22 protein-coding genes are annotated in these 26324 nt (G+C 41.0%); 2 read left to right on the forward strand and 20 right to left on the reverse strand.

Annotated elements, in window-relative coordinates; translation table 11 throughout:
• Window positions 1–38: 38 nt before the first annotated feature.
• The 8 genes from GJU40_RS04745 to GJU40_RS04780 all read right to left on the reverse strand — a co-directional run bounded on the left by GJU40_RS04745 (window position 39) and on the right by GJU40_RS04780 (window position 10915).
• Window positions 39–3029, reverse strand: a complete 2991-nt coding sequence (locus GJU40_RS04745; protein ID WP_170289328.1) for an ATP-binding protein — start codon at window positions 3027–3029, stop codon at window positions 39–41.
• A gap of 4 nt (window positions 3030–3033) precedes the next feature.
• A complete protein-coding gene (locus tag GJU40_RS04750; protein ID WP_154306608.1) occupies window positions 3034–4272 on the reverse strand; it encodes a metallophosphoesterase family protein in 1239 nt (412 codons plus the stop codon).
• Between the two features lie 481 nt (window positions 4273–4753).
• Window positions 4754–5428 carry an ABC transporter ATP-binding protein gene (locus GJU40_RS04755; RefSeq protein ID WP_154306609.1) on the reverse strand — a complete coding sequence of 225 codons (675 nt, stop codon included), beginning with the start codon at window positions 5426–5428 and terminating at the stop codon, window positions 4754–4756.
• 5 nt (window positions 5429–5433) lie between these two features.
• Window positions 5434–6717 (reverse strand): ABC transporter ATP-binding protein, encoded by a 1284-nt coding sequence (locus tag GJU40_RS04760; protein ID WP_154306610.1) that lies wholly within the window; start codon window positions 6715–6717, stop codon window positions 5434–5436.
• Complete coding sequence (locus GJU40_RS04765) at window positions 6714–7550, reverse strand: hypothetical protein (RefSeq protein ID WP_154306611.1); 837 nt, start codon at window positions 7548–7550, stop codon at window positions 6714–6716. Before GJU40_RS04765 ends, GJU40_RS04760 begins: the two co-directional genes overlap by 4 nt.
• 160 nt (window positions 7551–7710) lie before the next feature.
• Complete coding sequence (locus GJU40_RS04770) at window positions 7711–8091, reverse strand: hypothetical protein (protein ID WP_212029794.1); 381 nt, start codon at window positions 8089–8091, stop codon at window positions 7711–7713.
• A gap of 675 nt (window positions 8092–8766) precedes the next feature.
• A complete protein-coding gene (locus GJU40_RS04775) occupies window positions 8767–10023 on the reverse strand; it encodes an ABC transporter permease (protein ID WP_154306612.1) in 1257 nt (418 codons plus the stop codon).
• Window positions 10016–10915: an ABC transporter ATP-binding protein gene (locus GJU40_RS04780; RefSeq protein WP_154306613.1), complete on the reverse strand. Its 900-nt coding sequence runs from the start codon at window positions 10913–10915 to the stop codon at window positions 10016–10018. The genes GJU40_RS04775 and GJU40_RS04780 overlap by 8 nt, the downstream gene beginning before the upstream one ends.
• Before the next feature lie 136 nt (window positions 10916–11051).
• Between GJU40_RS04780 and GJU40_RS04785 the strand changes: the two genes are divergently transcribed.
• The gene (locus GJU40_RS04785; protein WP_154306614.1) at window positions 11052–11237 is read left to right on the forward strand and encodes a YhzD family protein; all 186 of its coding nucleotides are present in this window, start codon (window positions 11052–11054) and stop codon (window positions 11235–11237) included.
• 237 nt (window positions 11238–11474) lie between these two features.
• On the opposite strand, the gene GJU40_RS04790 is transcribed toward GJU40_RS04785, so the two are convergent.
• From GJU40_RS04790 to GJU40_RS04845, 12 genes are all read right to left on the reverse strand, one after another.
• A complete protein-coding gene (locus GJU40_RS04790) occupies window positions 11475–12299 on the reverse strand; it encodes an enoyl-CoA hydratase (RefSeq protein ID WP_425481196.1) in 825 nt (274 codons plus the stop codon).
• Entirely contained in the window at window positions 12262–13413 is a 1152-nt protein-coding gene (locus tag GJU40_RS04795; protein ID WP_343031402.1) for a thiolase family protein, read from the reverse strand. Before GJU40_RS04795 ends, GJU40_RS04790 begins: the two co-directional genes overlap by 38 nt.
• Window positions 13414–13595: 182 nt before the next feature.
• Entirely contained in the window at window positions 13596–15380 is a 1785-nt protein-coding gene (gene ggt / locus GJU40_RS04800; protein ID WP_154306616.1) for a gamma-glutamyltransferase, read from the reverse strand.
• Window positions 15381–15396: 16 nt separating this feature from the next.
• Entirely contained in the window at window positions 15397–15591 is a 195-nt protein-coding gene (locus tag GJU40_RS04805; protein ID WP_154306617.1) for a hypothetical protein, read from the reverse strand.
• A 42-nt stretch (window positions 15592–15633) separates the two neighbouring features.
• On the reverse strand, window positions 15634–17130 hold the full coding sequence (locus GJU40_RS04810) for a coproporphyrinogen III oxidase (protein ID WP_154306618.1): 1497 nt from the start codon (window positions 17128–17130) through the stop codon (window positions 15634–15636).
• Between the two features lie 173 nt (window positions 17131–17303).
• Window positions 17304–18170: a Cof-type HAD-IIB family hydrolase gene (locus tag GJU40_RS04815; RefSeq protein WP_154306619.1), complete on the reverse strand. Its 867-nt coding sequence runs from the start codon at window positions 18168–18170 to the stop codon at window positions 17304–17306.
• A gap of 280 nt (window positions 18171–18450) precedes the next feature.
• Window positions 18451–19278: a carbohydrate ABC transporter permease gene (locus GJU40_RS04820; protein WP_154306620.1), complete on the reverse strand. Its 828-nt coding sequence runs from the start codon at window positions 19276–19278 to the stop codon at window positions 18451–18453.
• Window positions 19278–20162: a carbohydrate ABC transporter permease gene (locus tag GJU40_RS04825; protein ID WP_154306621.1), complete on the reverse strand. Its 885-nt coding sequence runs from the start codon at window positions 20160–20162 to the stop codon at window positions 19278–19280. The genes GJU40_RS04820 and GJU40_RS04825 overlap by 1 nt, the downstream gene beginning before the upstream one ends.
• A 98-nt stretch (window positions 20163–20260) precedes the next feature.
• On the reverse strand, window positions 20261–21562 hold the full coding sequence (locus GJU40_RS04830; RefSeq protein WP_154306622.1) for an ABC transporter substrate-binding protein: 1302 nt from the start codon (window positions 21560–21562) through the stop codon (window positions 20261–20263).
• Between the two features lie 142 nt (window positions 21563–21704).
• Window positions 21705–22943 carry an ROK family transcriptional regulator gene (locus GJU40_RS04835; protein WP_343031405.1) on the reverse strand — a complete coding sequence of 413 codons (1239 nt, stop codon included), beginning with the start codon at window positions 22941–22943 and terminating at the stop codon, window positions 21705–21707.
• A gap of 321 nt (window positions 22944–23264) precedes the next feature.
• On the reverse strand, window positions 23265–23618 hold the full coding sequence (locus tag GJU40_RS04840; RefSeq protein ID WP_154306623.1) for a YlbF/YmcA family competence regulator: 354 nt from the start codon (window positions 23616–23618) through the stop codon (window positions 23265–23267).
• Between the two features lie 84 nt (window positions 23619–23702).
• Entirely contained in the window at window positions 23703–24839 is a 1137-nt protein-coding gene (locus tag GJU40_RS04845) for a DUF445 domain-containing protein (RefSeq protein ID WP_170289329.1), read from the reverse strand.
• A 125-nt stretch (window positions 24840–24964) separates the two neighbouring features.
• Between GJU40_RS04845 and GJU40_RS04850 the strand changes: the two genes are divergently transcribed.
• Window positions 24965–26323, forward strand: a complete 1359-nt coding sequence (locus GJU40_RS04850; protein ID WP_154306625.1) for a YheC/YheD family endospore coat-associated protein — start codon at window positions 24965–24967, stop codon at window positions 26321–26323.
• Window position 26324: the final 1 nt, after the last annotated feature.

Here is a 26324-nt window from a genome sequence, read left to right on the forward strand (position 1 = left end):
AACCTGACTTCTCCCCGTCAGACCTGGACCACGGGGTTTTACGTACTGCTGACTGCCGTGTTTTCCATGAAAATGCGCCTGCCGCTTTTAAATCTGTCTGCCTGGCTTTCATGGCAGGTGAAAAAAATGACTTGATGTTCTTTGCTGATTTCCTCGAGTATCACGGCCATTTTTCCGCTTCTTCCCCTGTCAAAATGAACAAAACTGTCATCAATGAGCAGTGGTATATTAGAGGAATCCTGCAATGCTGCTGCAAGAGCAAGCCTTAAGGATACATACAGCTGCTCAGAAGTAGCCTGACTGAGTTCGTTTGGAAAAAACCTAAGATTGTCCCTCCGTTCCACAAGAAATGTATCCTCTTCTTCCGGAAGATAAAGAGCAGTATATTCACCGCCGGTTAATTCAAGAAAGTAATTCTCTGCTCTGGCGATGAGAGAGGGCAGCCTGACATTACGGTTGTATGAGATGGCGGAGTGCAGCAAGTCACCAGCCAACGTTTTTACAGCCCATTTCCTTGCCAGCTCCTTTGCTTCTTCACGTTCCAGCTCTGCCTGATGCATCCACTCTGAATAGGTTCCTGATTTTTCAAGTTCTTTAATAGTGTGGGAGGCTGCAGCCAGCTCCCTGGTCAATGACTGTGCTTCCCTGCGTGTGGAGAGAAGCTCTTCTTCTGTATCCTTCAGAGTTTCTTCAATATGAACCATGGAAGACGAAAGCTGCTTTTCTTCCTGCTGTACGCCCTTTTGTGAAAGCTGCTGCTGAATCCATTCCAGCCGCTGCTGCAGCTCTTTTCTTTTGGCATGCTGCTCAGCCCTTGCACGAAATTGTTCTTCACCTTCTGCGTCAGCTGCTGTATACAATGTATCCATGTCTTCCTCAAGACTGCATATTCTTTCCGAAAGTTTCTGAATATCCTCTTTGCACTCATTCAGCCGTTCCTGTATATGCCCTCTTTGCTGCTTCTGTTTCTTCTGGTATTCAACTAATCCTTGCACTTCCTGAAGTGCTGCTTCTGTATTGATCGTTTTTAAACCAAGCTCTCCGGCAAGGACCGATACTTCTTTCTCATACTTATCGATCTGCTGCTGTAAGCTCAGAATTGTCTCCTTTTTACTTTTCAAGAAAAGAACCTGTTCCTTCAGCTTCGCAATCAGGTCAAATGCGTCTCCTATTGATCCAGCAGGAAAATCAGCTGGAAGGTACAGCTCAGCTTTCACCTTTTCCGCTTTTTCTTCCTCCTGAAATTGGGCCTGCTCCCACTCTTCATATTTTTTTAGAATGCGTTCATATGTTTTTTCAGCCTGATTGCAGGCAGACTTTTCGATGCCCAGCAGCTGGTTCATCTGCTCGTCCTTCCAGAGCAGGCTTTCCAGCTCTTGCAGTTTTTCAGTTCCACTCTGCTCCCCGGGATGCAGCATGAATGTATTCTTCAGCGCTTCCTGCTTCTTTTTCAGCATATCGTAGTAAGGATTTTCTTTCTTTATCAGCTGGTTGATAACAAAGGAAGCTAGTAACAGAGAAATCAGCAGTGCCGCTGCCGGAATATACTGATCCCAAAGCAAAAACAGAATTGAACCTATCATCCCTCCCAGGATCATCAGTCCATTGACGGTTCTTGCTTTTTTCACACTCTTCTCCCGGTCAGCTTTCAAGGCAGAAAGCATATGTTCATTTTCTTCATATTCCGCTTGAAGGGCATGTGTATTGATTGATTCCAATTTTTTTAATTGAGTCTTCATCTCCTGCCTTTTCTCTGGGGAAAGAAGCTGATCCTCATAATCTTTTACCTTTCCCTCTCTTTCCTCAAGTGCTTCCCGGGAACGCTCAAACTGCTCATCCAAATACCGTTTTTCTTGCAGCATCTGCTGAAATTCATCAGCTGTATTTTTGGCTTTTTCCCTTGCAGGATAAGATGTATCCATTTCCAGAAGCTTTTTGGGGCTCAAAGCAGGAAAATGTTCAGATAGCTGCTGCAATACCGCGTCCTGTATGCCCTTAGCTTCAGCAGCTTGCCTGCTATGCTCATCTAAATTTGCAACGTATAATGAGAAGCTTTGGGTGAGCGCTTTTACTACTTCTTCTTTTTCCAATACCTCTGGTCTGTACTGCAGCTCTTCCAGCTCTTCCTGCAAGACTGCTTCCTGTTTTTGAACAGCAGATAACTGAGATTTAAGCGGCTTCAGCTCATTAAGGATTCTTTCCATCCTGATGAGCCCGTCCTGAGGAAAGGAGACAGGAGACTCTGTTTGATCTATTGCCGACAAGCAATATTGTTCCTCTCTTGCCAGCGGCTGGATGGAGAGAAGGCGTTCAAGGGTCCTTCGGTTTTCACCCAGCTTGGATTCCCTGGTCGAAATAGCAGTATGCTGATCCTCCAGTATTTTCCTGGTGTTGAGAAGATTTCCGTATTGCGAGCTTACTTTCTTAGCCTCTGAAAGGGCCCCATTTGTCTCTTTTAGCTTTTGCAGCGCTGCATTTAACGGCGGCTTCTTACCTGAAGGCTTAAAAATTTGCTCCCGCTCTCTTTCAAGCATGCTTTGCAGCTTAAAAACAGCATCAGACCCAAACATGCTTGATAAAAAGAGAAACCTTCCAATGCTTTCGCTGTTCACATGGTGTACACCCTGCAGTCCATGCACATCAAATGAATAAATTGCCTTAAAGCGCTGTTTGTCCACACCGGCCAGAAGTTTTCTTACATCCTCTTCACTGCCCTTGCTTCCGTCTTCATAATAGACTGTAACATCTCCCGAGGCTTTTCCTGCAATTCTTTCAATACGGACTCTGCCTATTTTTTCATGCTGAATGACAAGTGCGCCGCCGTATTTTCCTCCCTGCTTTGGTTCATATCTTTTTTCTGCAGAGTTTTTTGCCGGAAAGCCAAAAAGCATACTCCCGATAAAAGATTGAATCGTGGATTTTCCAGCTTCATTATGTCCTAAAAAGATATTGATACTGCCGGGATCCAGAGTGAAAGTCTTATTTTCAAATTTTCCGTAGCCGTATATGTCTATTTCAAGTATTTTCAATGCTCTACCCCCTGTCTTCCTTAGCAAGCTCGGAAACCAGATATGTTTTTGCCTCAGCCAGGAGCTGTTTTTGCTCCTCTTGGGTAAATATGCCGACAAACTTTCTAAATAAGGGATGCTGTTGAAGATCTTTCAATGAGCTGCCTGCAAAATCAGGCTCTTCAGCAGCATACAGTATATCCCTCAAGAAGGGAGACTTTTCAATAAAATCACGTTCTGAAAAAGGTTGAAAGGCCTGGTTTTCAACAGTTGTAATGTAGACAAAGCTTTCCTCATCCGCTGCATTCTCGTTCAGCAGCTCCTGAAGATCCAGCAGCAGGGAATCGTTCAGTATGCCTGTTACTTCGCCTTCACCCTTCAGGATGAGAGACAGAAAAGTTCTGGGACTTTTTCCCAGATATGCTTGGGCTGTTTGTTCACAAGTACGCATCAGATCGTCAAAGGTTTTTGCATTTTCCACTCTGACTTCCGCCTCTTCCCACAGCAGTTCGCTGACTGGACAAAAGACGTGATCTGCTCCTGCTTCTGAAAGCTCCACCAGATAACACCCTTTTTCTCCTTTTTCTTTTCTGTGGCGACCCTGAATATTTCCGGAATAGGCAATGACAGTTCCATCCTTTTCCCAATGCTGCCGTTTATGTATGTGGCCGAGCGCCCAGTAATTAAAATCCTTCTCAAACAGCTGAGTGAGGGTGAAGGGGCAGTATGGATCATGTTCTGCATTTCCCTCTAGAGAACCGTGCAGCATGCCAATATGATAGACGGAGGAGTCTCCCTGTTTTTGGTACATTTCAGCCATATTTGCTGTAACCGCCCTCGAAGGGTAACTGAATCCGTATATATGAGCAGCAACTTCTCCGTTTTTTATAAAGGTTTTGCATTCTACTTCTGAATCAGAAAAAAAGTGAACATGTGCAGGCCAGCTGAGGTCAATCCAGCTCCCGCCTGTATGGTCATGGTTTCCGTGAAGAACATACACCGGAATAGATGCTTCTCCGAGTCTCATAAACTCATTTCTCAGCCGGATCTGCGCCTTCAGACTTCTCATTTCTCCATCATATAAATCTCCGGCCAACAGCATAAAGTCCACCTGCTTTTCAATCGCCAGATCTACCAGGTTCGTGAAAGCAGAGAATGTACTTTCCTTTACAGTTTGAAACAAATGCGGAGGCAAGCTCTGCAAACCCTTAAACGGACTATCCAGGTGAAGATCCGCTGCATGTATGAATTGAATTGTTTGCATAATGTATTCCCTTTCTTGCCAGCGTTTTTTCTTCTATTTTAGCATCTGTAGAAAGCGAATGCACGTTCTTATCAAGTGAAAATTCCAAACTTCGGTGAGTATTCTTACCGAATAATCGGTGATTTCCTTGCGAAATTCATCAAATTGAAATTGTCTTTCCGCCGTGGTTAAAAACGTCACTTTCATACCACACTCTTAGCAATACTGGTGAAAATGAATGTATCACAAAAAAATAAACACCCAGCATGATGTTGAGTGTTTTGAACCGACATAATTCACAGGCATTCAAATGATTCCCTGTTCCTTGTAAAACGCCGTTTTGGTTGTTTTTTGTCTTGTAGGAATGTCGCAGAGAATGAACGGAAGCCCGTTAATGATAACCACTTAGTGATTTCAGCTGCCCGAATCAATAAAATGGAAGTGGGTTGAGGCTTAAAAAGCTTCAAATCCACCTAGTCTTGCTTGTGACAAAAATTAATTATTAGACAGTCTCTAAAAATAACCCATCTTTTGTTAAGTGATATACTTCATCACATTGCTCTGCAACGATACCACTGTGAGTCGCTAATATAATTGTAACACCCTCCGCTTTCAATGTATGGAAACAACTTAGAACTTTCAAAGCAGTTTCGTCGTCTAGTGCACCTGTTGGCTCATCTGCAACGACGAGTTGTGGATTATTAATAAGAGACCGAATAACGCCTACTCTTTGTATCTCTCCACCTGATAACATTTCTATCTTTTTAGAAAGCTGAGATTGGACTTCAAATAACTCACTCAACTTATCAATTCGTTTGAGCTTTGTATTCATTATTTTCTTTTCTTCTTTTTTGAACCATAGGGGTACACAGATATTTTCAAATGCACTTAATTTTGGAATCATTGGACTGTGTTGCGAAATATAACCTATACTCTCGCCACGAATGCTGGTTAAATCATTAAAGTTCTTTTCACTCATGTTTATGTTATTGAAATAATAATGTCCCGCAGATGAGTATTCTAATCCAGCGATTATGTTTAATAAAGTACTTTTTCCAACACCACTTTTTCCTTTTATAGCTATTACTTTACCACTTCTCGCTGTTAAGTTAACGCTATCAAAGACCGTAGAGCCTTTAAATTCCTTTTTAATATTTTTTAAAATAACGGTAGACATTTATATCACCCTTTTAATTTTTGAGCCAAGTCGATATTATTAAAAGTCCTCTTAATAAGAGTTTTACTTATCAGCGTCATAATGAAAATAAATATAGCTACTATAAATAGGTAATTTGCAATTAAGTAAAAACTGTGGAATAACACTAACATTATAACTGTTGGAATACTGCATGCGAATAAGTTGATTATTATAAATTCGTACCTAACAAATTTATAAATATGATTTAAGTTAGCTCCACTGATCAATAAAACTAAAAATGTATCCATATTTTTTTTGATTTTTATAGTTAATGTAAATAGAAATATTGTGAGGTTAATAATAAATATCAATAATGTAGCAATGTAAAGAATATTCCGGTTCGTTTCGGTCATTTTTACCAATGAATTTGTTGCTAAATTATTTGCACCTATAATTTCAAAGTCTAAAAATCCAACTTTTAATCCAATATTATTAATGGTTTTCCTTATTTCTAAAGGAGAAAATTCCGTAATTATTAATCCATTGGATCTGCTTAGTAATGAAGCCTTAAAGAAAAGTTCATTGTCCAGACTATTATTAACCATACGAGAAGGAGGTTCACTAAAGTACATAGCAGGAATAATTAAATACCTATCCAATATTATCTCAGGCTGAGTAGCCGTTACGATTTTTTGAAGGGGACTGAAAAAACCTATTACGGTTCCCTTAAATTGTTTTTGATAATAATCAATTTCAATAGTATCCCCTAGTTGATATACGCTAGAAAAATCGGACCCAAGAATAATGGGCATAGTATTCTCCTTCTGTTCAAATATATATTCATCACCATCAAAGGTTCTTCCTGATTCTAATTGAAGGTTATTTAATTCAAATACGGCACTATTCAACTGCATAGATTTTATTGTTCTATAGGATTTATTATTCAATGTATACGGAGGTTGATTATTACCGATTTCGTAATATGCATCAAAGAAAGTATCTCCTTTAAAATCTAAAACCCCAATAGGTTGCCATATTGCATTATAATACTCAAATTCACGAGACTCAGCCAAATTGTTTGCGAATTGATTTAATATGTCATAATTACTTTTTTTGAAAAAAAAATCATTTTCCTTTTCAGCATACAAGCGATCCGAAATTTGATATAAATTTTTATCTTTAAAATTTTGTACTGCGTCTGTTTCAATACTTGAATGTTCTATATTTACTACTAAAACTAGTAATAGGAAAAAGAGAACAGCTGAACCAGTTATGTTTAATAAGTTAAAGAATTTATTTTGTTTAAAAAGAGTCCATATAACTTTCAAAATTGCTTGCCACCTTTTCCAACCGTATATAAGATTACGGTGTAACAAAATAATAATAGATATACGCAAAATACAACATACATATAAAACGAATACAGAATCCATCTATTTGACCATAATGAACAAGTAAAGTCTTGAATAGCTATTGAAATAGAAATTACTAATATGGAGAACAGTATGTATGGCAGGATCTTATATCTAACTATGTTTATAAATATCCTATATATTGAAAGACCAGATAAAAATAATATTCTAATCAAGGACTTTTCCTTAGATATCCAAACTGTTCCTGTTATCATGAATATAATTACAACAAATATCAGGCTGATTTTTATTCCCATATTTAATAGTTTATTTGAATTTAAAGCATATGATCCATAACTTTCTGCGTCTATGTTCTTAATTGGATTTTGTTCTATAATTTTTTCTAATACAGAGCTTTCCTTATTGTTCGGTGTATTTATAATAAAATTAGTACCGCTTTTTAGATCGATATTAAATTTACTAGGTATAAGCCATAATTCCGAATTTAATTTATATGAATTCGGCGTATTGAAATATCCTATTAACTTAAATTCAGGAGGAACACTTTTTACATCAACATTTGTACCTATTATTGCTATATTTTCCTTGGAATTAAAGTTATTGACCTTACTGTTCATCTTAATTGGTGGTAGTTTGACTTCCCCATTAAGCCACACATATTTAACTTGGGGAAAGTTAGGGTCAAATTGAAACAAGATAAACTGATCTTTCCCCTTAGTTAATGGTTTTTCTAATTTTTCTATTTTAAACTCAATTGCATTTTTATTCACAAATCCATTGTTAATCATATTTATAGTATCAATATAAGACATGGCCACAAAAATACAAACACATACTAAATTAAGAAAAAAGAAAAATACATAGAAGCTAAAATCATGTTTAGGACGGATATATCTCATAATTTCAAAACAAGAGATAATCAGTGATTATCTCTTGTTATCTCCTTAATTACCATAATATGTGCTGGCTGTAACAAAATCTCCAGCTAGTAGCTAGAGTATAACCTGTTCCCCATACTCGGCCACTGTCACTCTCCACACTACCAGTCACCAACCACTCATATCTTGCTCTTGAATAATGATATGTACCGGACCAAGTAGTTTCTCCATTTACCCGTTCATATGGTTGAGATCCACCTGCTCTATAATTTTTCCAGGCCCTATGTGAAGGACTAGAAGCAGCTAATGCACTCACAGAAGAAGTAGGGTATGTAAAATAGCCTGTATCTTCACTCCATCCCCCTAAATCTTGTGCAGAAACTGAGTAGGACATTGTCCCAAAGAATCCACAAACAAGAACGAAACTCGGCAGAAGCTTTTTCATTTTCATAGATTTGTTCCCCTTCCATATTATAGTAGTTTTACATTAATTACAATAATATATATGGGAATTTTTACTGTTTTTATTAATACAGACACTCTACGAGACTCAAACCACTCCATCTTTACCGCAGGCTTGAACACTTCAATTTCTTGCATCTCCGGGTGATGTTTTATTGTAATATTAGTTGTTTGTTTAATATCCGCTAACAAGGCTTGACGGTTTTTTTAAATCTATAAACGAAGCAGCACTATGAATCTTAGGAAAATGAAGTAATCGCGAGTATTCGCTTCATTTTTTGAGGGAGTTAAGTAAAAGAAGAAAAAAACTTTATTGACTATTAGACTTAAATTGTGAAAAAAAACCTCAGAAAGTCTGAGGCTAACCAAGCAAATTCGGGATGTAAAACTTCATAAATAAAAAGTATCCAATAGCACCGATTAATATGCCAACAAGTATTAAAGTAATAGCAAATACTCTAGGTTTCATTGCACCCTCCTTTTGTAAAATGATAAAACTTCGACTTTTTAAACTGTTATTGCACAATACGGAAAGATTGTGAACAAATGCACTTTAATTTTCAAGAACGTGCTACTAAAAAAGCTCAGAGCATAATGGCTCCGAGCATTCATATTTTGCACTTCAAAACCGAGCCCATTACTATCCCCAGCTCCCTGTCTTGCTTTATCCATCTTTTTTGCTTATCTGCAGTGCCTTTCTTAGGTCCTTTAATGAGGAAGACTTACCATACATTAACACGCCGCCTTTATATACTCTGGCACCGAAAACTGCCAGGACGGAAATAGTAAGCAGCAGCAATCCAACCGATAGGGCTATTTCCCAGAATGGAACGCTCAGCATTCCCACCCTCAGGAACATAATCATTGGTGCAAAGAAAGGGATATAGGAAGTGGCTGTGATGAAAGGCGCTTCCGGATTGCCAAGGCCAAACATCGCTATAATAAAAGCCGCAACAATGATGAATGTCATCGGCCCAATCATCTGCTGTACATCTTCAATTCTTGCCACAAGGGAGCCGAGAAATGCCGCAAGCGTTGCAAAAAGGAAGTAGCCCAGCAGAAAAAACAGGCCTGCATACAAGAAAGTAGCTGTTGGAATGCTTGTAAAATTGAACATACCTCCTGCAGCCGCAGCTCCTTCAGCCAAATTCGACCGCATTGAAAGATAGCCCGTCACTAGAATGACAGCCAGCTGAGTCAGACTCAGCAGTCCGATTCCAAGGATCTTAGCAAACATCTGCTTTACGGGTGATACGCTGGAAATCAAAATTTCCATTACCCTTGATGACTTTTCGGTGGCAACTTCCATTGCAATCATGCTCGAATACATAATGACAGAAAAATAGATGACAAACAGCAGGATATAAACAAGCCCTCTTGCCTGGTTGAGCTCTTCCTCTGTTTTTGCATTTTCCAGCAATGCTACCCTTTCAAGGCTGACCGGTGAAAGCAATTCTGCCAGCTGCTCCTGCTGCAGGCCAAGTCTCTGGGTTCCTGTTTGTATTTTTGTCTGCTGAAGCGCCTGTTCCAAAGCCTGCGGCACTGATACATTTGCCATAGAAGAAGATTTATAGGTGCCTTTCGGGATGCCGTTCCCGTTCGTATCCAGAATCAGATATCCTTCCAGCTCACCGTTGGACACCATTTCGTGAAGTGTATCCTCATTGTCTCTTGAAAGTTTAAGCTGAATATCCCCATTAACAGCTCTGGCATTCTCTGCGAAAAGGGAATAGATTTCTTCAGAACGATCTATCACAGCAACCTCTTTCACCTGATCTTCCCTGTTGAAAAATTCGATGATGTTCTGAAGATTTGTCATTCCAACCAAAACAAGGAGAGTAATTGCTGTTGTAATGAGAAAGGATTTTGTCTTCAATTTGCTGAGATATGTATGAAACAGAATAATCCAAAATTTATTCATATGCTGCACCCACCTTTTCAATAAAAATATCATTCAGTGAAGGCTCTTCCAGAACAAATTTCCTCACGAAGCCTCTTCCCTGCAAGCTATTGAAAATGGTTTGAGATGCTTCTTCACTCGATATTTGCAGCACGGCCCCCTCTGAGGTTTCCTGATATTTGGTCACTCCCTCTGCATCCTTCAAAAAGGTGAGTGGAAAATCTGCATGAACGAGTACGTTCTTTTTCCCGAAAGAGCGTTTGATTTCTTTCAGCCCTCCATGAACTACAGGGCTGCCCTTGTGCATAATGCAGAGATGCTGGCACAGCTCTTCAACATGCTCCATGCGATGACTGGAGAACACGATGGAGGTTCCCTGGTTTCTCAATGATAGAACAGACTGCTTTAAAAGTTCAACATTAACAGGGTCCAGTCCGCTGAATGGCTCATCTAGAATCAGCAGCCTTGGTTTATGCAGCACAGCTGCAATAAATTGAATTTTCTGTTGATTCCCCTTTGAAAGCTCCTCTACTTTTTTCCCGGCATATTCAGGCACTTTAAAATGATTGAGCCAGTACTCTATTTCTTTCAAAATATCGTCTTTCTTCATTCCTTTTAATCTTCCTAAATAAATCAGCTGATCCTTCACCTTCAGCTTTGGATACAGCCCCCGTTCCTCCGGCAAGTAGCCGATCTGATCACTCGTGCTGTAATCTACTTTCTTTCCGTTCCAGGTTATGTCCCCCTTTGAAGGGTTTAAAAGACCAAGGATCATTCGGAAGGTTGTTGTTTTCCCGGCACCGTTGGCTCCAAGAAAACCAAAAATCTCTCCTTCCGGAATTTCAATAGAAAGCGAATCCACAGCAGTAAACCTGCCAAAGTTCTTTGTTACTCCGTCCAATTTCAAGGTCATAAAGCATCCTCCTTTTCTCTCATATATTGGTACGAATAAAGGGGGTGTTTTGTTTCATTTTTTTGGCAGGAGTCTGAATATTTTTTGCGAATATAATAATTGAACACCAAGTTTATTCATGAAAGGAGCAATACGGATGGCACAATATTTTCTCACTGTATTTGAAAAAGACGGGAACAAGCTGCTTGATGAGAGCTTTACTGCAGCAACAGAGGACGAAGCAAAAGAGATTGGCCAGCAAAAACTGGAGGAAAAAGATTATCTTAAAAAAACACATCGCTGCGTTTCTTCCTCAGGAAAATTAATTCTGTTTGAAAGATAGAAGAAGTTGGTGAAGAATATATTTATTCACTTCGAGCTATATAAAGATAATAGACTACTGTTGAATTCGGGTGGAATGCACGCTGACTTCTGCGGAATCAGACGGAGAGGCTCACAGCCAAACGCAAAACTAAAGAAACTGTAAACAAGCTCCATTTTAAATTTCGGTTTGTCTACAGTCTGAGGCACCCGCTGGAAAGGCGGGTGCCTCTATACATTGTTCGCTATTTTTTGGATATCATTTTCCTGTAAATACCGGCTGCCTTTTTTCTATAAAAGATGAAATTCCTTCTTGATGATCAAGGGTTTGTCTCATCTTGTACTGACCTTCCTTTTCTCTGGCCAACATATCCAGCAGTCTTTCTTTATTTGCAGCCGTGTAGATGGACTTTGTTTCTATCATTGCTTTTACGGGTTTCTTCAGCCAGCTCCCTGCAAGGTCTTCAATGGCTGAAACCATGTCACCCTGCACTATCTCGTCTATCAGCCCGGCATGCTTCGCACCTGCCGCATCAAGCTTTTCACCACTCCAGATCAGCTGCTTTGCTCTGGCTTCTCCCGCTCTTTTTTCCAGGAAATAATGTCCTCCTCCGTCAGGGATCAGGCCGATTCCAATAAAATTCATCGCAAGCACTGACTGTTCATGAGCTGCAATATAATCAGCAGCTAGCGCAAAGCTTAGTCCAAGACCGGCTGCCGGACCATGAATAGCGCTAATGACCAGCTTAGGCATTGTATATAGTGTAAGAATTATATCTGAAATTACATCCATGATTTCAAAGAAAGCACCTTCATCTGCGGATGAAAGCATCGTTTTAATATCTCCGCCTGCACTAAATCCCCTTCCGCTTCCTGAAATGATAACAACTTCAGCAGAGCTTCCGTTAATTTCATCCAGTGCTTTTTTCAGTTCCCTGAGCATATTTTCGTCCATTGCATTCAGTACCTCAGGCCTGTTTAATTCCAGGCGGGCTGTTCTTTCTTGTATTGTTAAGTTTACCGTTCCCATTTTTTTCTCCCCCTTATCATACTCTCTCAATAATGGCTGCTGTAGCCATGCCATGGCCGATACAGATTGTAAGCAGCCCGTACCTTCCCTGGCGGCGGTGCAGTTCGTTCACAAGAGACGTCATCAGCTTTACCCCTGTCGCACCAAGCGGATGCCCCAAAGCAATGGCCCCTCCGTTCACATTTGTTTTCTGAAGACTAGCCCCTGTTTCCTTCTGCCACGCGAGAACAACAGGTGCAAATGCCTCGTTGATCTCAAATACATCTATCTCATCGATGGATAATCCTGCTTTTTTCAGCACTTTTTTTGTAGCCGGAATCACGCCGTCAAGCATGAAAACAGGATCAGAACCCACTGCCACTTGATGAAGTATCCTTGCTTTCGGCTTCACTTCAAGCTCCATGGCAACTCCCTCTTCCATCAACAGCATGGCAGCAGCACCGTCGCTCATTTGGCTGGAGCTTCCGGCCGTAATCATGCCTTCCTCCTGAAAGACCGGCTTCAGTGCACTAAGGGATTCAATAGAACTAGAGACCCGAGGTCCTTCATCCTGAGAAACCAAAATGCTGTTCCCATCTTTATCAAGCCCTTGCAGCGGCAGAATTTCCTCATTAAAAATGCCTTGCTCCTGTGCTTTCAATGCCCGCTGATGGCTTGAAAGCGCATACTCGTCAAGCTGCCTTCTCGACAGCCCGTATTTTGCAGCAATTCTTTCTGCTGCATGCCCCTGGTGAATAAATTCATACTTTTGATGAAGAGACTCCGGTATCGTTCTCTCATTGCCATCACTCAGAATAGGAACTTTTGTCATACTCTCTGTTCCTGCAGCAATTGCGATGTCAATATCCCCGGAACGTATTGCCTGACAGGCAAAATGAATGGCCTGCTGTCCTGAACCGCACATCCTGTTAATCTGCACCGCAGGCACCTCAGGAGGAAAGTCAGCTTGCAAAGCAGACAGTCTTCCAATATTCAGCCCTTGCTCAGCTACGGGCGACACACATCCCATCACGATATCCTCAACGGAATTTTTCGTGATTCCCGCACGCTGAACCACTTCGTTCAACACTGCCGCTCCCAGATGGACAGGATGCACTTCCCGGAAAACGCCGTTCCTTTTTCCAACTGCTGTTCTTACACCTTGTACAATTACTACATGTCTCCCCACCTAACCCACTTCTCCCCTTTGTTTTTTCTGTACATCTATCTATGTTCCGCAAAAGTTCTAAAAACCCTTCCTGTATTTCTTTGACGGAAGGAAGACTGTGAAAGCTTTTTTATTTACCATCACCATCTGCCCTTTCTTCATGTAAAAAAATGCCTGCAGCAGCAGGCATTTTGATTACCTCACTATTTATTTTTTCCTTTTTTCGGTTTCTTAGCTAAAGTAACTCCTATAGCTGCCCCGTTTCTGCTCGAATCTGCTACTCCTTTGAATTCTCCCTTTTTATGGTCAATCAGGATACTCTGGACATTTCCAATTGTGACAGGAGCAGCACCAAATTTGTGGCCCATACTGTTCAATTTTTGGATTACTGAAGAAGAAATTCCTTGTTCCCATCTGTAAGAAGTGAGATTGTTTGTATATATTCTCGGTTCTTCAATCGCAGCCTTCAGCTCCATATCATATTCAATGGTATGAATGATCGTTTGAAGAACTGACGTAATAATGGTCGGTCCCCCTGGCGAGCCTACAGTTAACACAGGCTTACCGTCTTTAAAAACAATCGTCGGCGTCATGCTGCTTAACGGGCGTTTATTCGGCTGAACTTCATTGGCTCCGCCAGGCACTGCATCAAAGTCTGTCAGTTCATTGTTCAGGACAATCCCATATCCAGGCACCATAATACCGGAGCCAAACAGCATTTCAATTGTCGTCGTGTAAGAGACAACATTACCGAAACGGTCTGCTACAGTAAAGTGTGTGGTTTCTCCATACTGATTCTGCTGAGGCTGTTTGACTGAGTCGTATCCTGCAGTACCCACTTCATACTTCCAAGGATCTCCTGCTTTCACATTGTTGTTTACTCTCTCCAGGCTGATTTCCTTTTGGCGTTCTTTTATATAATCCGGATGCAAAAGGCCCTTTAGCGGAACTTCCACAAATTCAGGGTCTCCCGCATAAGCGGCCCTGTCTGCATAGGCAAGGTGCATGGCCTCAGCCAGGAGATGATATTTCTCCCACGAACGAACATCATATTGAGATAGATTGTAATCATCTAATAGTTTGAGCATTTGCAGCAGAAAAACTCCTCCGGAACTTGGCGGCGGCATGCTCGCAATGTCGTAGCCCTGATACTCTCCCCAGATTGGCTTGTCCACAGTTACATCATATTTTTTCAAGTCATTCTTCGTCATGGAGCCTCCATACTGCTGAACAACTTTTGCAATTTCATCACCGATTTTTCCGCTGTAAAACACATCTGTTCCTTGCGCCCTGATCAGCTTCAGCGTTTTAGCCAAATCTTTTTGAACAAGAATGTCACCTTCTTTTAACGGCTTTCCTTTAGGCAGGAATACATTCTTAGCTGCTGATTTCTCCAGCTTCCATTGATTGTCTTTAATAGCATCCGCCAACACTGAATCTATCGGAAATCCTTTTTGCGCAAGACTAATAGATGGATTGATCAGTTCTTTCATAGACTTCGTGCCCCACGTATCCAAAGCAGCCTCAAGCCCTTTTAAGGTTCCCGGAACTCCAACAGCAACCCCGTTTGTATGCCTTTCATCAAAAGGGATGGGAGTGCCGTTTGCATCAAGAAACATATCAGGTGCTGCCCCCTGAGGCGCCCTTTCCCTGCTGTTAATAATAGTAGTGTCTTTCGTTTTACCATCATACATCATCATAAAGCCGCCGCCGCCAATACCTGACATCATTGGCTCTGTCACGTTTAAAGCAAACTGAATGGCTACAGCAGCATCAACTGCGTTTCCGCCATTGCGCAGGACCTCTGCACCAATTTCTGAAGCCAGCGGATGTGCTGTAGCAACCATGCCGTCTCTGCCCACATCTACCTGCTTGTACTTGCTATAATCAACAGACGGTTTTTTTGCTTCCCCAACTAGAGGGAAAGTACCAAGAATGAGAATCAAACTAAATAGTACTGCAATTGCTCTGGTAAAGCTCTGCTTCATTTCATCCTCTCCTTTTCTATATTCTTACATCTACTAGAATAGAGAAAGAGCTTTGAGACAGCAAATGAAATGTCAGAGTAATCTGAAATTGAATACTTACTCCTACAGAAAGATAGGCAGATGGAACAATAACTTCAATGTGAAAGATATAAGTGTCCCGGCTGCCGTGTAAGTCACTTGTCTTATTCATTAATTTAAGAGGTCTATTCATGAAAAAACCCCTCTCCTTAGACGAGGAGAAGGGGAATTCAACTCAGGAGAACAGTTCCCCCAAGATCCTGATTTTTTCATGCGTGTAGTGCTGAAAACCATCATTATAAGACTTAGGGTCTTTAGGGTTTGCAAAGTGAGTAATTACCCCTGTTTCAGGGTGAATAAATTTACTTGCAGCACCGCACCCCAGTCCTATAATGGTTTGCTGTTCTTCCATAATCATGATGTTGTAAATGCTGTCCTGGCCTTCACGTGCATAGCCAACATTTTCAAGGTTGCCCAGGATGTTTTTCTGCCGGTAAAGATAGTAAGGAGTATATTGATGCTCTCTCGTCCACTTCACCGCCGCATCCATCATTCTGCTGATTTCTTCACGAGGAGAGACTTTGTATCTATTTTTGTTTCTTGTCATTTCTGATGCTCTTTTAAAGGAAAGTGTATGAACAGTCAAAGATTCAGGCATCAGCTTTTCTGTTTCGGCAAGCGTGTACTGAAACTCAGGAAGTGCTTCCCCTGGAAGTCCGATGATTAAATCCATATTGATATTGTTCATTCCCATGCTTCTGGCCATATGGAATTTTTCAATCGTTTCTTCAACGGTATGATGTCTGCCGATCGCTTTTAATGTAGCTCCAATGTAAGACTGCGGGTTAATGCTGATGCGGTCGATGTTCCACTTTTTTAGGACATTCAGTTTGTCAGGTTGAATGGTATCAGGTCGGCCTGCTTCCACCGTAATTTCCCGGATGTTTTCTGCATCAGGAAAAGATTGATACATTTCTTCATAGAGCATGTCCATTTCTTCTGCAGTAATGCTCGTTGGCGTACCGCCGCCATAATAGACAGTTGTAATTTTGATGCCCTGTTCTCTCAGCCACTCTCCCATCTTCTTCATTTCATAATGAAGGCCTCCGAGAAAAGAATGAACAGAGCCCTGCCGTCCGTTTATCGCATATGCGGGGAATGTACAGTAAGCACATTTTGTTGGACAAAAAGGAATGCCTATATATATGCTAACCTCTTTTGACAAGTCATATAAATCCGGCACCGCCTGAAGCTGACGGTCGACAATCTCCTGCATAAGATTAATTTTCTCATCTGTAATACAATACTGCTCCTTCAACTGCCGATGTGCTTCTTCCTTAGCTGTACCGCTTCTCAGCATCTTATGAAGCAGCTTGGTAGGGCGCACACCTGTCAAGATACCCCACTTTTGCTGAATGCCTGTCACTTCCTGCAGCAGCATCAGATAGACGTATGAAAGAGAAGTTTTCACTTGCTTCAGCCGCTCTTTTGGTGTCATTTCTTGAGAAAACGTCCCTGTTCGCGAAGCCTGGGCTCTTTTCCCCTCCATATCTATATCGCCGGTAACAAGTACACTCTCTTCTGTTTCGGTAATATGCAGTGTGACGGCTGCTCCAGTTTCCTGCTTTTGATCTTCAAAGACAATCTGTGTTTCTTCAAAAAAGAGGTTTGAGATGTTTTCCAAATTCCGATAGTATCGTTCATCTTCAATTCCTTTTATTGTAATATGCATATATTCACCTTTATTTCAAATAGTTTCAAAGCCATCCTAAGTTTACAAAAGCAAAGCTGTAAGGTCAATAAGCCGGTTTAACAGCCAGGTTGAGCAGCCGGCCTTCAGACAGGAACAGTTTATGACGTTTATCTGTTTTTCCCAATGAAAAAGGACGGAATCCCGTCCCTGTGTCAGCGTTTGATTTTCAGTTTATTTAAAAATTCGCTCCGCTGCTGCATTCTGAAATGCTCTTTAATCATATATGCCAGGCCATTATCATCATTAGATCTGGTCAGCCAGTCTGCAGCATGCTTCACTTCAAACGGCGCCTGGCCCATGGCAACCCCAAGACCTGCAATAGATATCATTTCAAGATCATCAAGAGAATCACCTATTGCGACTGTCTGGCTCAGCGGAATGCCCAGCTTACCGGCAAGAATTCTTAACCCCGCAGCTTTGTTAACACCTTTAGAGGAGATTCTCAGTGTGCCTCTCTCATGCGAGTGAAGATCAATTCCTTCAAAAGCATTCTTGATTATCTCATACACCTCTGTTAAGGCCTGCTCATTTGAAAAGACAACATCTATTTTTGAAGCACTCACAGGATCATCCATCAATGTATCTGCAAGCGAGTCGACAAATTGAACTGGATAAAACAATGGTTCCTGAGGCTGTACGACTGCTTTACCAAGAAGATTGGAAGAAACCTTCTTCTTATTGCCTATTGTAAGTTTTTCATTCACAATTTTTATGCTGCAGTCAAAGTTCTCAAGTACCTGAATTAAGTTGAAGGTTTTGTCTTCTGAAATCTTATGATCAAATATCGGCTCATCCTGTTTATTTGCAATGAACGCCCCTCCGGAAGTGATTAAAAAAGACTCCAGCTTTAATGACTTTGCCAGTTTTTTTGCAGATTGAAAGTGGCGGTTTGTAATGAGCGTAATATAAACTCCCTTTTGCTGAACAAAATAAATAGCATCCCTCGCTGACTGGTGCAGGCGTCCATTGGAATGCAGCAAAGTTCCATCTATATTTAATGCCAATAACCTGTAGTTCATGCAGGGCTCCCCCTTTTTCTGAGATGTCATTCCTTAATAGTACGTTATGTCCTTGAAGGAATGATTAGAACCCTGCATATTATTCATCATACATAACGTCACATCTTTACTGCTGAAGGTTTTCATGAAATAAGCTAGCATTGATTCTTTCCTTAGAATAAACATTCATCAACTTCCATTTATTTTAACCTTTTGATCTGCACACAACATATGAACTATAGAAGTGCTATCCCTGCCTTTTCAATAAAGATCCCTGGCAGACTTGCACCGGAGATCTTTTCTATTCTTTTACTGAACTGCCAAGCATACCTGAAATAAACTGACGCTGAAGAATTAGGAAAAAAATTATGATCGGGAAGGTGGATATGACTGTTCCCATCATCAATTGTCCATAATCCACCCTGGATAAACCGACTAAACTGGATAAAGCGACAGGAAGGGTATACATGTCTTGTGTATTCAAAATAACCAATGGCCAAAGGAAGTTATTCCATTGGAACATAAACAGGAAGATCGCCACGGCTGCCAGCGATGGCTTCATTGTCGGCAGTACAATACGGAAGAAAATTTTAAATTCTCCTGCTCCGTCTACTCTTGCAGCTTCTAAAAGAGAATCTGGCAGTGCCTTCATATTTTGTCTCATTAGAAAAATAGCAAAAGGGTAGGCTAAATGAGGGAGAATGACCGCCTGATACGTGTTAATCCATTCAAGTCTTGCCATCAAATTAAATAGCGGTATCAAAGTAACATGATATGGAATCATAATAGCAAGCAGCAGCATAAAAAAGATGGTATCCCGGCCTTTAAAGCGGAACTTAGCAAATGCATAGCCTGCAAAGGTACAAATTATTAAAGCAAGGCCCGTATAAATCAACGTAATGATCAGGGAGTTAGAAAGAACCTTCAATATACCAATTGACTCGTTCAAATTCTTAAAATTTTGAACAAAGTTATCACCCGGCAGAAAGTTTGGCGGAACTCTGAATATTTCTCCGCTTGTATTGGAAGCTCCAATTACCATCCAGTAAAACGGACCAATTGATAGCATAACGCCGACTATTAAAGTGGTATAGAGTATTATTTTCATGAGTTTCTTTTGTGCATCCATCAGTCACGATCACCTACAACTTTCATTTGCACCCATGACAGCAGTGCAATCATGATAACTAAAACGTATGCAATAGCTGAAGCATATCCAAAGTCAAAATACCTAAAGCCATTCATATATAAGTAGAGCGATATAGTGAGAGTAGAATTGTTTGGTCCGCCTTCCGTAAGGATGTACGGCTCATCAAACAACTGTAGTGTCCCAATTGTTGATAATACAAATGTAAACAGAATAATTGGCCTCAACTGAGGAATAGTGATATAAAAAAACTGACGAATCTTACCAGCCCCATCTATACTTGCAGCCTCGTATAGTGAGTCCGGCACATTCTGCAGTCCGGCCAGGTAAATAACCATATTGTATCCAGTCCATCTCCAAGTAATTGCAATCATCAGGGCTATCTTAGACCAAGTGGTGCTCGTGAGCCAGCCTATATGATCAACTCCGAGGAAAGAGAGAAAGTAGTTAACAATCCCGTAGTTTTCATCAAGCATAATCATGAATACTATGGAATAGGCCACCAGTGCTGTAATGGCTGGCATAAAGTAAGATATACGAAAAAATGCTTTCATTTTGACAAGCTTTGAATTTAGGGCAGAAGCGAGTACCAGGGCCAAAAAAAGCTGAATTGGAACTTGTACAATTAGAATGATAAAGGTATTCTTAAGCGCTGTAAAAAATAGGGGATCATTAAACAAACGGATATAGTTATCAAGCCCGGCAAATACATACTCTCCTGCTTCCCTCGTTTGAAAGCTGAGGATAAATGAAGAAATAACAGGATATAAAGTGAAAATTGAGAACAAGATGACGGCAGGCGCAATAAAGATATATGGCACTGTCTTAGGTGTAATCCAGTTTCTCCTTGTATAATGCTGCGACATGTATTCTCCTCCTCTCATGGCTACGTGTTTGTTAAATTACTTTAGTAAGTGTTGCAAGAAAGAGCTTGGCCCATGGCCAAGCTGCTCAGACAAACTGTTCAGTTATTAATCTCACGTTTTGTTTCATTTGCTAGTTGCTTTGCTGCAGTCTCCAATGCTGCTGCAGGCTCTTGCTTGTCCAGCAGGGCAGATGCCTGTGCGTCTGCTGCATATTTTAATCCCCTCGGATAATCATTTGTATAGTTGGCAGGAGGGATATCTTTTACTTGATCTGCAAATTTCCGGTAAACGGGTTTGTTGTTAAAGAATGGTACTTCTTCATCAAAATAGGGATCTTCATAAGTTTCAAGCAATGAAGGAAAGATTCCCTTTTCTTTTAAAGCAGCTACCTGAATATTTTTATCAGTTGTAAAAAATTCAGCAAATGCATAAGCCGCCTCTTTATTCTTAGAAGCAGAAGGAATTGCTATATCTGAGCCACCCAAGTTAGCCGCACGGTTTCCACCTTCTTCAAATGCAGGAAGCTCAATAACATCCCACTTTCCTTCCAGTTCTTTTGCTTGATCCATAATAGTTCCTGAATACCAAACTCCAAAAGGTACAGTTGCAACCGTTCCGTTAACAGTAGCAGTTACAGTGCCATCCCAGCCATCAACATTTGCTACAAGTCCATTTTGGTGAAGCTCTTGGATTTTTGTCATAGCGTTTACAGCCTCTTGAGATGTAAAATCAATGTTCCCTTCTTCGTCATAGTAAAATGCACCTTGCTGGTTCAGCATCATTCTGAACAGTGCGTCATCCTTTGCAACATCAACCGGAACCATTTGAGCACCCGTTGTGTCCTTAATTTTTTTCCCTGCCTCAATAAAATCATCCCACGTTTCAATGGAAGCTGGGTCTACCCCTGCTTGTTCAAAAAGATCTACTCTATAAAAAACCCCTGTTGGTCCAATGTCCCATGGCATAGCCACAAATTCCCCATCCTCGTTCTTTACTGCCGACATTTTTGAAGGGCCAAACTTATCATCGTATGCGTCATAGCCCATCTCCGACAAGTTTAAAAACCCATTTGGAAATTCTTTTTTATAGTTGTCCAAGCGGTCACTTTCTACTAAGATAACATCCGGAAGCCCTGCCCCGTTTGCCGCCAGGCCTACGGTAAGTTTGTCATAAAGATCAAGTCTTCCTATATCAACAAGCTTTACCTCAACATCAGGATATTTCTTTTTGAATTCCGGAACTGCAAGCTCCATGGCTTCTGCAGCTACGTTCCAGCCCCATACTGTTATCTCCCCAGTTACTTCCCCGTCAGCTCCGCTAGATGCACCGCTTCCAGAACAACCTGCAAGCACACCTATCGCAAGAACTAAGGTAAGAAAAATGGCAAGGAATTTCTTCATAATATTTCCCCCTTGTTTTTGTATCCGCTTACATTTTTTCTAAAAATAAAAGCGGAAACCTTCATTACTTAATTAAAATAACTAACTACTAGTAAATTATCATATTATTTTAAAAAATGAAAGGGTTTTCTTTTAGAGATTATTAAATTACTTGTTTTGGACTTTCATAGTTAATAGAAAATAAATCTGCAAGAACAAGTGTAACAGCACCAATAAGGGTGGCTTTATCCTTTAATTTAGATTGAACAATACTAGTCTTTTTCGCTTCTGCGTTCAAAGCTCTTTGTTCCACTACTTTTATGATTGGATCTAATATATAAGCGCCTGCCCTGGATATGCCTCCGCCAATAATAATTCTTTCCGGGTTTAATACATTAATAAGATTTGCGATGCTGGCACCCAAATATCTGCCGCTGTTTTCCAGTACCTCCATGGCAAGTGCGTCACCTGCTAATGCAGCCTGATGAATGACCTTTCCGCTAACTTTTTCTAAATTTCCGTTTACTAAACTTGAAATAATCGTATTTCTTCCCAATGCCATCTGCTTGATCACATACGCTTTCATTCCGTCGTTTGCTGCAATCGCTTGAAGGCATCCGTAATTGCCGCAGCTGCATGCAGGACCGTTCAAATCAATTACGGTGTGGCCAATTTCTCCGGCAACCCCATGCTGACCTCTAAATAGACGGTTTTTCATAATGATTCCCGCTCCGATTCCATAACCCACATTAATACAGACGATATCTTCGTAATCGGCTCCATTCCCGAACCAGGATTCTCCAAGCGCCATCGCCCTTACATCATTCTCAACTTTTACCGGGATATGAAACTCTTTCTCCAGCAGTTCTTTCAGAGGTATATTTTTCATATTTAGGTTGGGTGCAAACACTGCTATTCCTTTCTCATGATCAACAATTCCATGCATACCAATACCAATACCGAGAATCTTTGCAAAAGAAATTGCACTTTCATCAACTAACATATAAATCTGTTTCATTATTGTTTGCACTAACTGATCTTTTGTAACTGCTTCTGCCAGCCGAACTGTCTGCCTGCCGATGATATTCGCATTTAAATCTGTTACAGCAAAGCGGATTTTTTTTTCTCCTACATCAATTCCAATGACAAAAAAGTTTGCTGTATTAATTCTTAGCATAATAGGTTTTCTGCCGCCGTTTGAAGGCCCTGCATGTCCCTCCTCTACCAAACCCTCAACCAGCAGTTCATTGACAATATTTGTGACTGTTGGAGGAGTAAGCTTTGTTTGTTTCGCTATTTCCGCTCTAGAAATGGTACCTTTAGAACGAATCAAATTAAGAATTAATGAGCGGTTTAGAGACTTCATTAATTGAAAGCTCCCTATTACATGTCCATTTGCCACTTTTCATTCACCTGCCTGTCCTTTATGCTTTGATTTCCCTGTTCATCATACTAGCATTTTATAAATTCTGCTCATTTTTTAATAGAATTTGCCAGAACCTTTAATGATCTATCAATAAATCAACAGAGTTATAAATGATTTTTTAGAACATTAATTAATTTAATTTTGTAAGCACTTACACTATTATTACAGCGAAGAGACAGTTTGGCAAGTTCTACTTCCAAAAGCATTCTTCTTCCTTTGGTATTTTAACCTTTACCTGTATATTGAAAATAAAAAAAGCCCCTTTTCACCTACACTGCATAAGGGGCTTCTGTTTTATTATTCTGCTGCACTGCCGTAAAGCTCTTCCAAAGGCTTCATGATTAATTTATTCAAATCAGCAATAACCATGCTCATTCGCTGTTCAGCCTGCATCAGCTTTGAAATCTTATCGTGCTGCTGTACAAGGGCAACGGTCTTTTGAGCCTGTTCAATTTCCTCCTGGGAAATATCCTCGCCTGCCATTTGCTTTTGCTGAAGTCTCAGCTGAATATCCCTGAAATTGTCAAACATTCTCTTTGCAGACTCGTCTGCATTTACTTCATCATACAGCGCTCTAAGACCTTTATATTCCTCACTGTTCCGGAGGGCTTTTTCAAGATCGTATGCAGCATCATAAATATTGACTGCCATGTGAAACACTCCTTTCAAATTACACTATGCAATCCTACCTACCAACTATAACAAACAATTCTTCCTTTTGCATGGACCTGGCCCCTACAGCATAAATACAACAAGCGCCTGGACTCCTCCTATCAGGCCTCCAAGCAGGGCGCCAAGGTACGTAATCATCTTAAATTCTTTTCGGGAAATAGACAGAACCATATCTTCCAGCCGTTCTACTGCAAAAGAATCCACCTGCTCCTTGACAATTTCATCAAGATTCATCCTAGCCATCAGGACATCCAGATTTTTTTGTAGATACTGGCTTGTTTTTCGTATTGCAGCAGGCACAACCTGTGTTAACACAGGCTCTTCCAGCTTCCGGATCACACTTGAAGAAACAGGCTCATTCAACATCTCGGTAATGCCGGAATGCTTTGATATTCCCTCTTTTATTAAATGCAGGAGTTTCTCTTTGTCTAGCATGATCTCGATTTCCGCAACACTTTTCTCCTTCAGCTTGTTCCACTCTTTTTCAATCAGAGATCTGATGAGCAGCTCTGTTTCCGGATTTCTCAGGAATTTTATCACTTCCGGCTGAACCTTATCTGAGAGGCTTGCATTACCCAGAAACATTTGGACCATATTGCCGAGCATCCCTCTGGTTGCAAGAAAATCGTCGATCATTTTGCTCAATCTTTGCTTTCCTTCCAGGCTGTCAAAGTACTGAATACCGCCTTGTACGATATACCCTGACAGTTCGGGAATTTTTTTATCTGCTGATTGAAGTAGAGCTTGGGGTATAACCTCATCCAGATCACTGCTGGCATTTTTCTGAAAAAATGCCGTGAATTTGTCTTCTGCCAGCCCATGAAGACCTGCTTTTATTTTTTCATCCAGCGACTCTATTCCAAAATTCTCAGCCAGCTCATTCAGCGTCTTTCTTTCCCTGAAAAGCTTGCTGACCTCATCTGACACCCAGGCTCCTGCCTGGCGCTGAAAAGCTTCTCCGGCAATTTTCTTTTTCATGCCTTCTGCTGTCAAAAGGTGGTTCACAACCATTTTGCCAAGCTGTTCAGCAAGCTCAGGCCGTCTTTTCGGAATCAGCCCAGGTGTGAAAGGAACTCTTTTCCCAAATACATACAGCGGTTTATAAGGTCGGAACAGCATTTTAATTGCCAGGGAGTTTGTGACACCCCCAATGGCTGCACCAATTATGACCATGAATGAAAACAAAATAATTCCGTTCATCTCCATCTGCCTTTCTGATCTGTCTCACCGATTTCAATGATGCTGAATAACATATGTCATGATAAATGCCCAATACACACATTATAGTGTTTGTATTGAATGGGAGCAAATGAGGGGTTTGTATTATGACTCACAGACTTATCATGCTGACGCCGGCCGGTGCCGAAGAAGATTGCTTATTCATCAGCAAGGCCCTTACAGACGTTTTCGGGCTGCATGATCAAAGCACCATCGCGAATCTTTCCCTGGGAAGGAATAGGACCTGCCTCCCCTTCGTAATTATAGATGAAGAAAGCTTTGTTATCAGAGCGCCCCAATCAGCTTTCAGTGAACTCCGCATTCCTGCTGCTGAACACATGCTTCATGCGAAATACCAAAATGGCGAATTGATTCTCGGTCCGGTTGCTGCAGTATTAACTGAAGCAAAAAGCGCCGGGGGAGATGTTCATTTCGGCAGCATTCATGAGTATTGCGAAGAACTGCAATCCATTTGTACGATCAGGGGATGTTTTTTCTACGTTTTCTCTCTTCATGATTACAAGAATGGAAGTATGTCCGGCTATTATTACTCTGACGGAAAATGGCTGAAGGCAGACATGCCCTATCCGGATGTGGTCCATAACAGGCTTCATTCCAGAAGAAGTGAGAAATCAGCTGCTTTTACAGAACTCTCCGCTGACTTGAATCTGCATATGGTTCCTTACTTTAACGACAGATTTTTAGACAAGTGGGAAACGCATCAAATTCTGTATGCAAATGACTATTTAAGGCCCTACCTTCCGAGAACTGAACTGCTGAGTACCAAAGCAGGGCTGCAGGACTTTATCACCGCAGAAGATACAACTTTTATCAAACCTGTTCACGGCAGCCAGGGAAGGAGGATTCTTAGAATCATCCGCAGTGAAAGCGGCTATCTAGCCGATCATACCACTTTTTCTGGCGAATTTATCAGAGAACATTCAACCTTCAAGGATTTATATTCCCATTTATATCCACACTTGAAACAGTCTTCTTATCTTATTCAGAAAGGCATTGACCTTTTATCATACAGGGGTTCGGCAATGGATTTTCGTATACTCTGCCATCAAAAGAGCGACTATACCTGGAAAGTTTCCTCAGCAGTTGCCAGGGTATCAGGCAGCAATCAGTTTGTTTCCAATATCGCCCAGGGCGGAGAGCTGTTTCAGCCCCGGGAAATACTGTCACAACTGTATGACCGTAACAAGGCTTATCATCTCAGAAAGCTTTTAAACGAGCTCTCTATTGAAGTTTCCGAAGTGGTCAGCGCTGAAGCGGGAGGAATTTTTGGCGAATTTGGAATTGATCTTGCTCTGGACTGTTTGGGAAATCCATGGATCATTGAAGTGAATACCAAACCTTCCAAAAGCGACCCCGGCCTCAACCCGCTTAAAGCAAGGCCATCTGCAGCGGGCATTATTGACTTTTGTTTATATTTAAGCCGTTTTTTTGACTATGAGGAGTGAA

The sequence above is a fragment of the Metabacillus lacus genome, assembly GCF_009674805.1.
Classification (GTDB): Bacteria; Bacillota; Bacilli; order Bacillales; family Bacillaceae; genus Metabacillus_C; species Metabacillus_C lacus.

Coding starts and splice junctions, on each gene's coding strand:
- GJU40_RS04765 (WP_154306611.1), bottom strand. CDS start 7,550: ATGATTAACAATGGATTTGTGAATAAAAATGCAATTGAGTTTAAAATA.
- ggt (WP_154306616.1), bottom strand. CDS start 15,380: ATGAAGCAGAGCTTTACCAGAGCAATTGCAGTACTATTTAGTTTGATT.
- GJU40_RS04815 (WP_154306619.1), bottom strand. CDS start 18,170: ATGAACTACAGGTTATTGGCATTAAATATAGATGGAACTTTGCTGCAT.
- GJU40_RS04770 (WP_212029794.1), bottom strand. CDS start 8,091: ATGAAAATGAAAAAGCTTCTGCCGAGTTTCGTTCTTGTTTGTGGATTC.
- GJU40_RS04755 (WP_154306609.1), bottom strand. CDS start 5,428: ATGTCTACCGTTATTTTAAAAAATATTAAAAAGGAATTTAAAGGCTCT.
- GJU40_RS04825 (WP_154306621.1), bottom strand. CDS start 20,162: ATGTCGCAGCATTATACAAGGAGAAACTGGATTACACCTAAGACAGTG.
- GJU40_RS04785 (WP_154306614.1), top strand. CDS start 11,052: ATGGCACAATATTTTCTCACTGTATTTGAAAAAGACGGGAACAAGCTG.
- GJU40_RS04780 (WP_154306613.1), bottom strand. CDS start 10,915: ATGACCTTGAAATTGGACGGAGTAACAAAGAACTTTGGCAGGTTTACT.
- GJU40_RS04830 (WP_154306622.1), bottom strand. CDS start 21,562: ATGAAGAAATTCCTTGCCATTTTTCTTACCTTAGTTCTTGCGATAGGT.
- GJU40_RS04820 (WP_154306620.1), bottom strand. CDS start 19,278: ATGGATGCACAAAAGAAACTCATGAAAATAATACTCTATACCACTTTA.
- GJU40_RS04840 (WP_154306623.1), bottom strand. CDS start 23,618: ATGGCAGTCAATATTTATGATGCTGCATACGATCTTGAAAAAGCCCTC.
- GJU40_RS04790 (WP_425481196.1), bottom strand. CDS start 12,299: ATGGCATGGCTACAGCAGCCATTATTGAGAGAGTATGATAAGGGGGAG.
- GJU40_RS04850 (WP_154306625.1), top strand. CDS start 24,965: ATGACTCACAGACTTATCATGCTGACGCCGGCCGGTGCCGAAGAAGAT.
- GJU40_RS04775 (WP_154306612.1), bottom strand. CDS start 10,023: ATGAATAAATTTTGGATTATTCTGTTTCATACATATCTCAGCAAATTG.
- GJU40_RS04845 (WP_170289329.1), bottom strand. CDS start 24,839: ATGAACGGAATTATTTTGTTTTCATTCATGGTCATAATTGGTGCAGCC.
- GJU40_RS04805 (WP_154306617.1), bottom strand. CDS start 15,591: ATGAATAGACCTCTTAAATTAATGAATAAGACAAGTGACTTACACGGC.
- GJU40_RS04750 (WP_154306608.1), bottom strand. CDS start 4,272: ATGCAAACAATTCAATTCATACATGCAGCGGATCTTCACCTGGATAGT.
- GJU40_RS04810 (WP_154306618.1), bottom strand. CDS start 17,130: ATGCATATTACAATAAAAGGAATTGAAGATGAACGATACTATCGGAAT.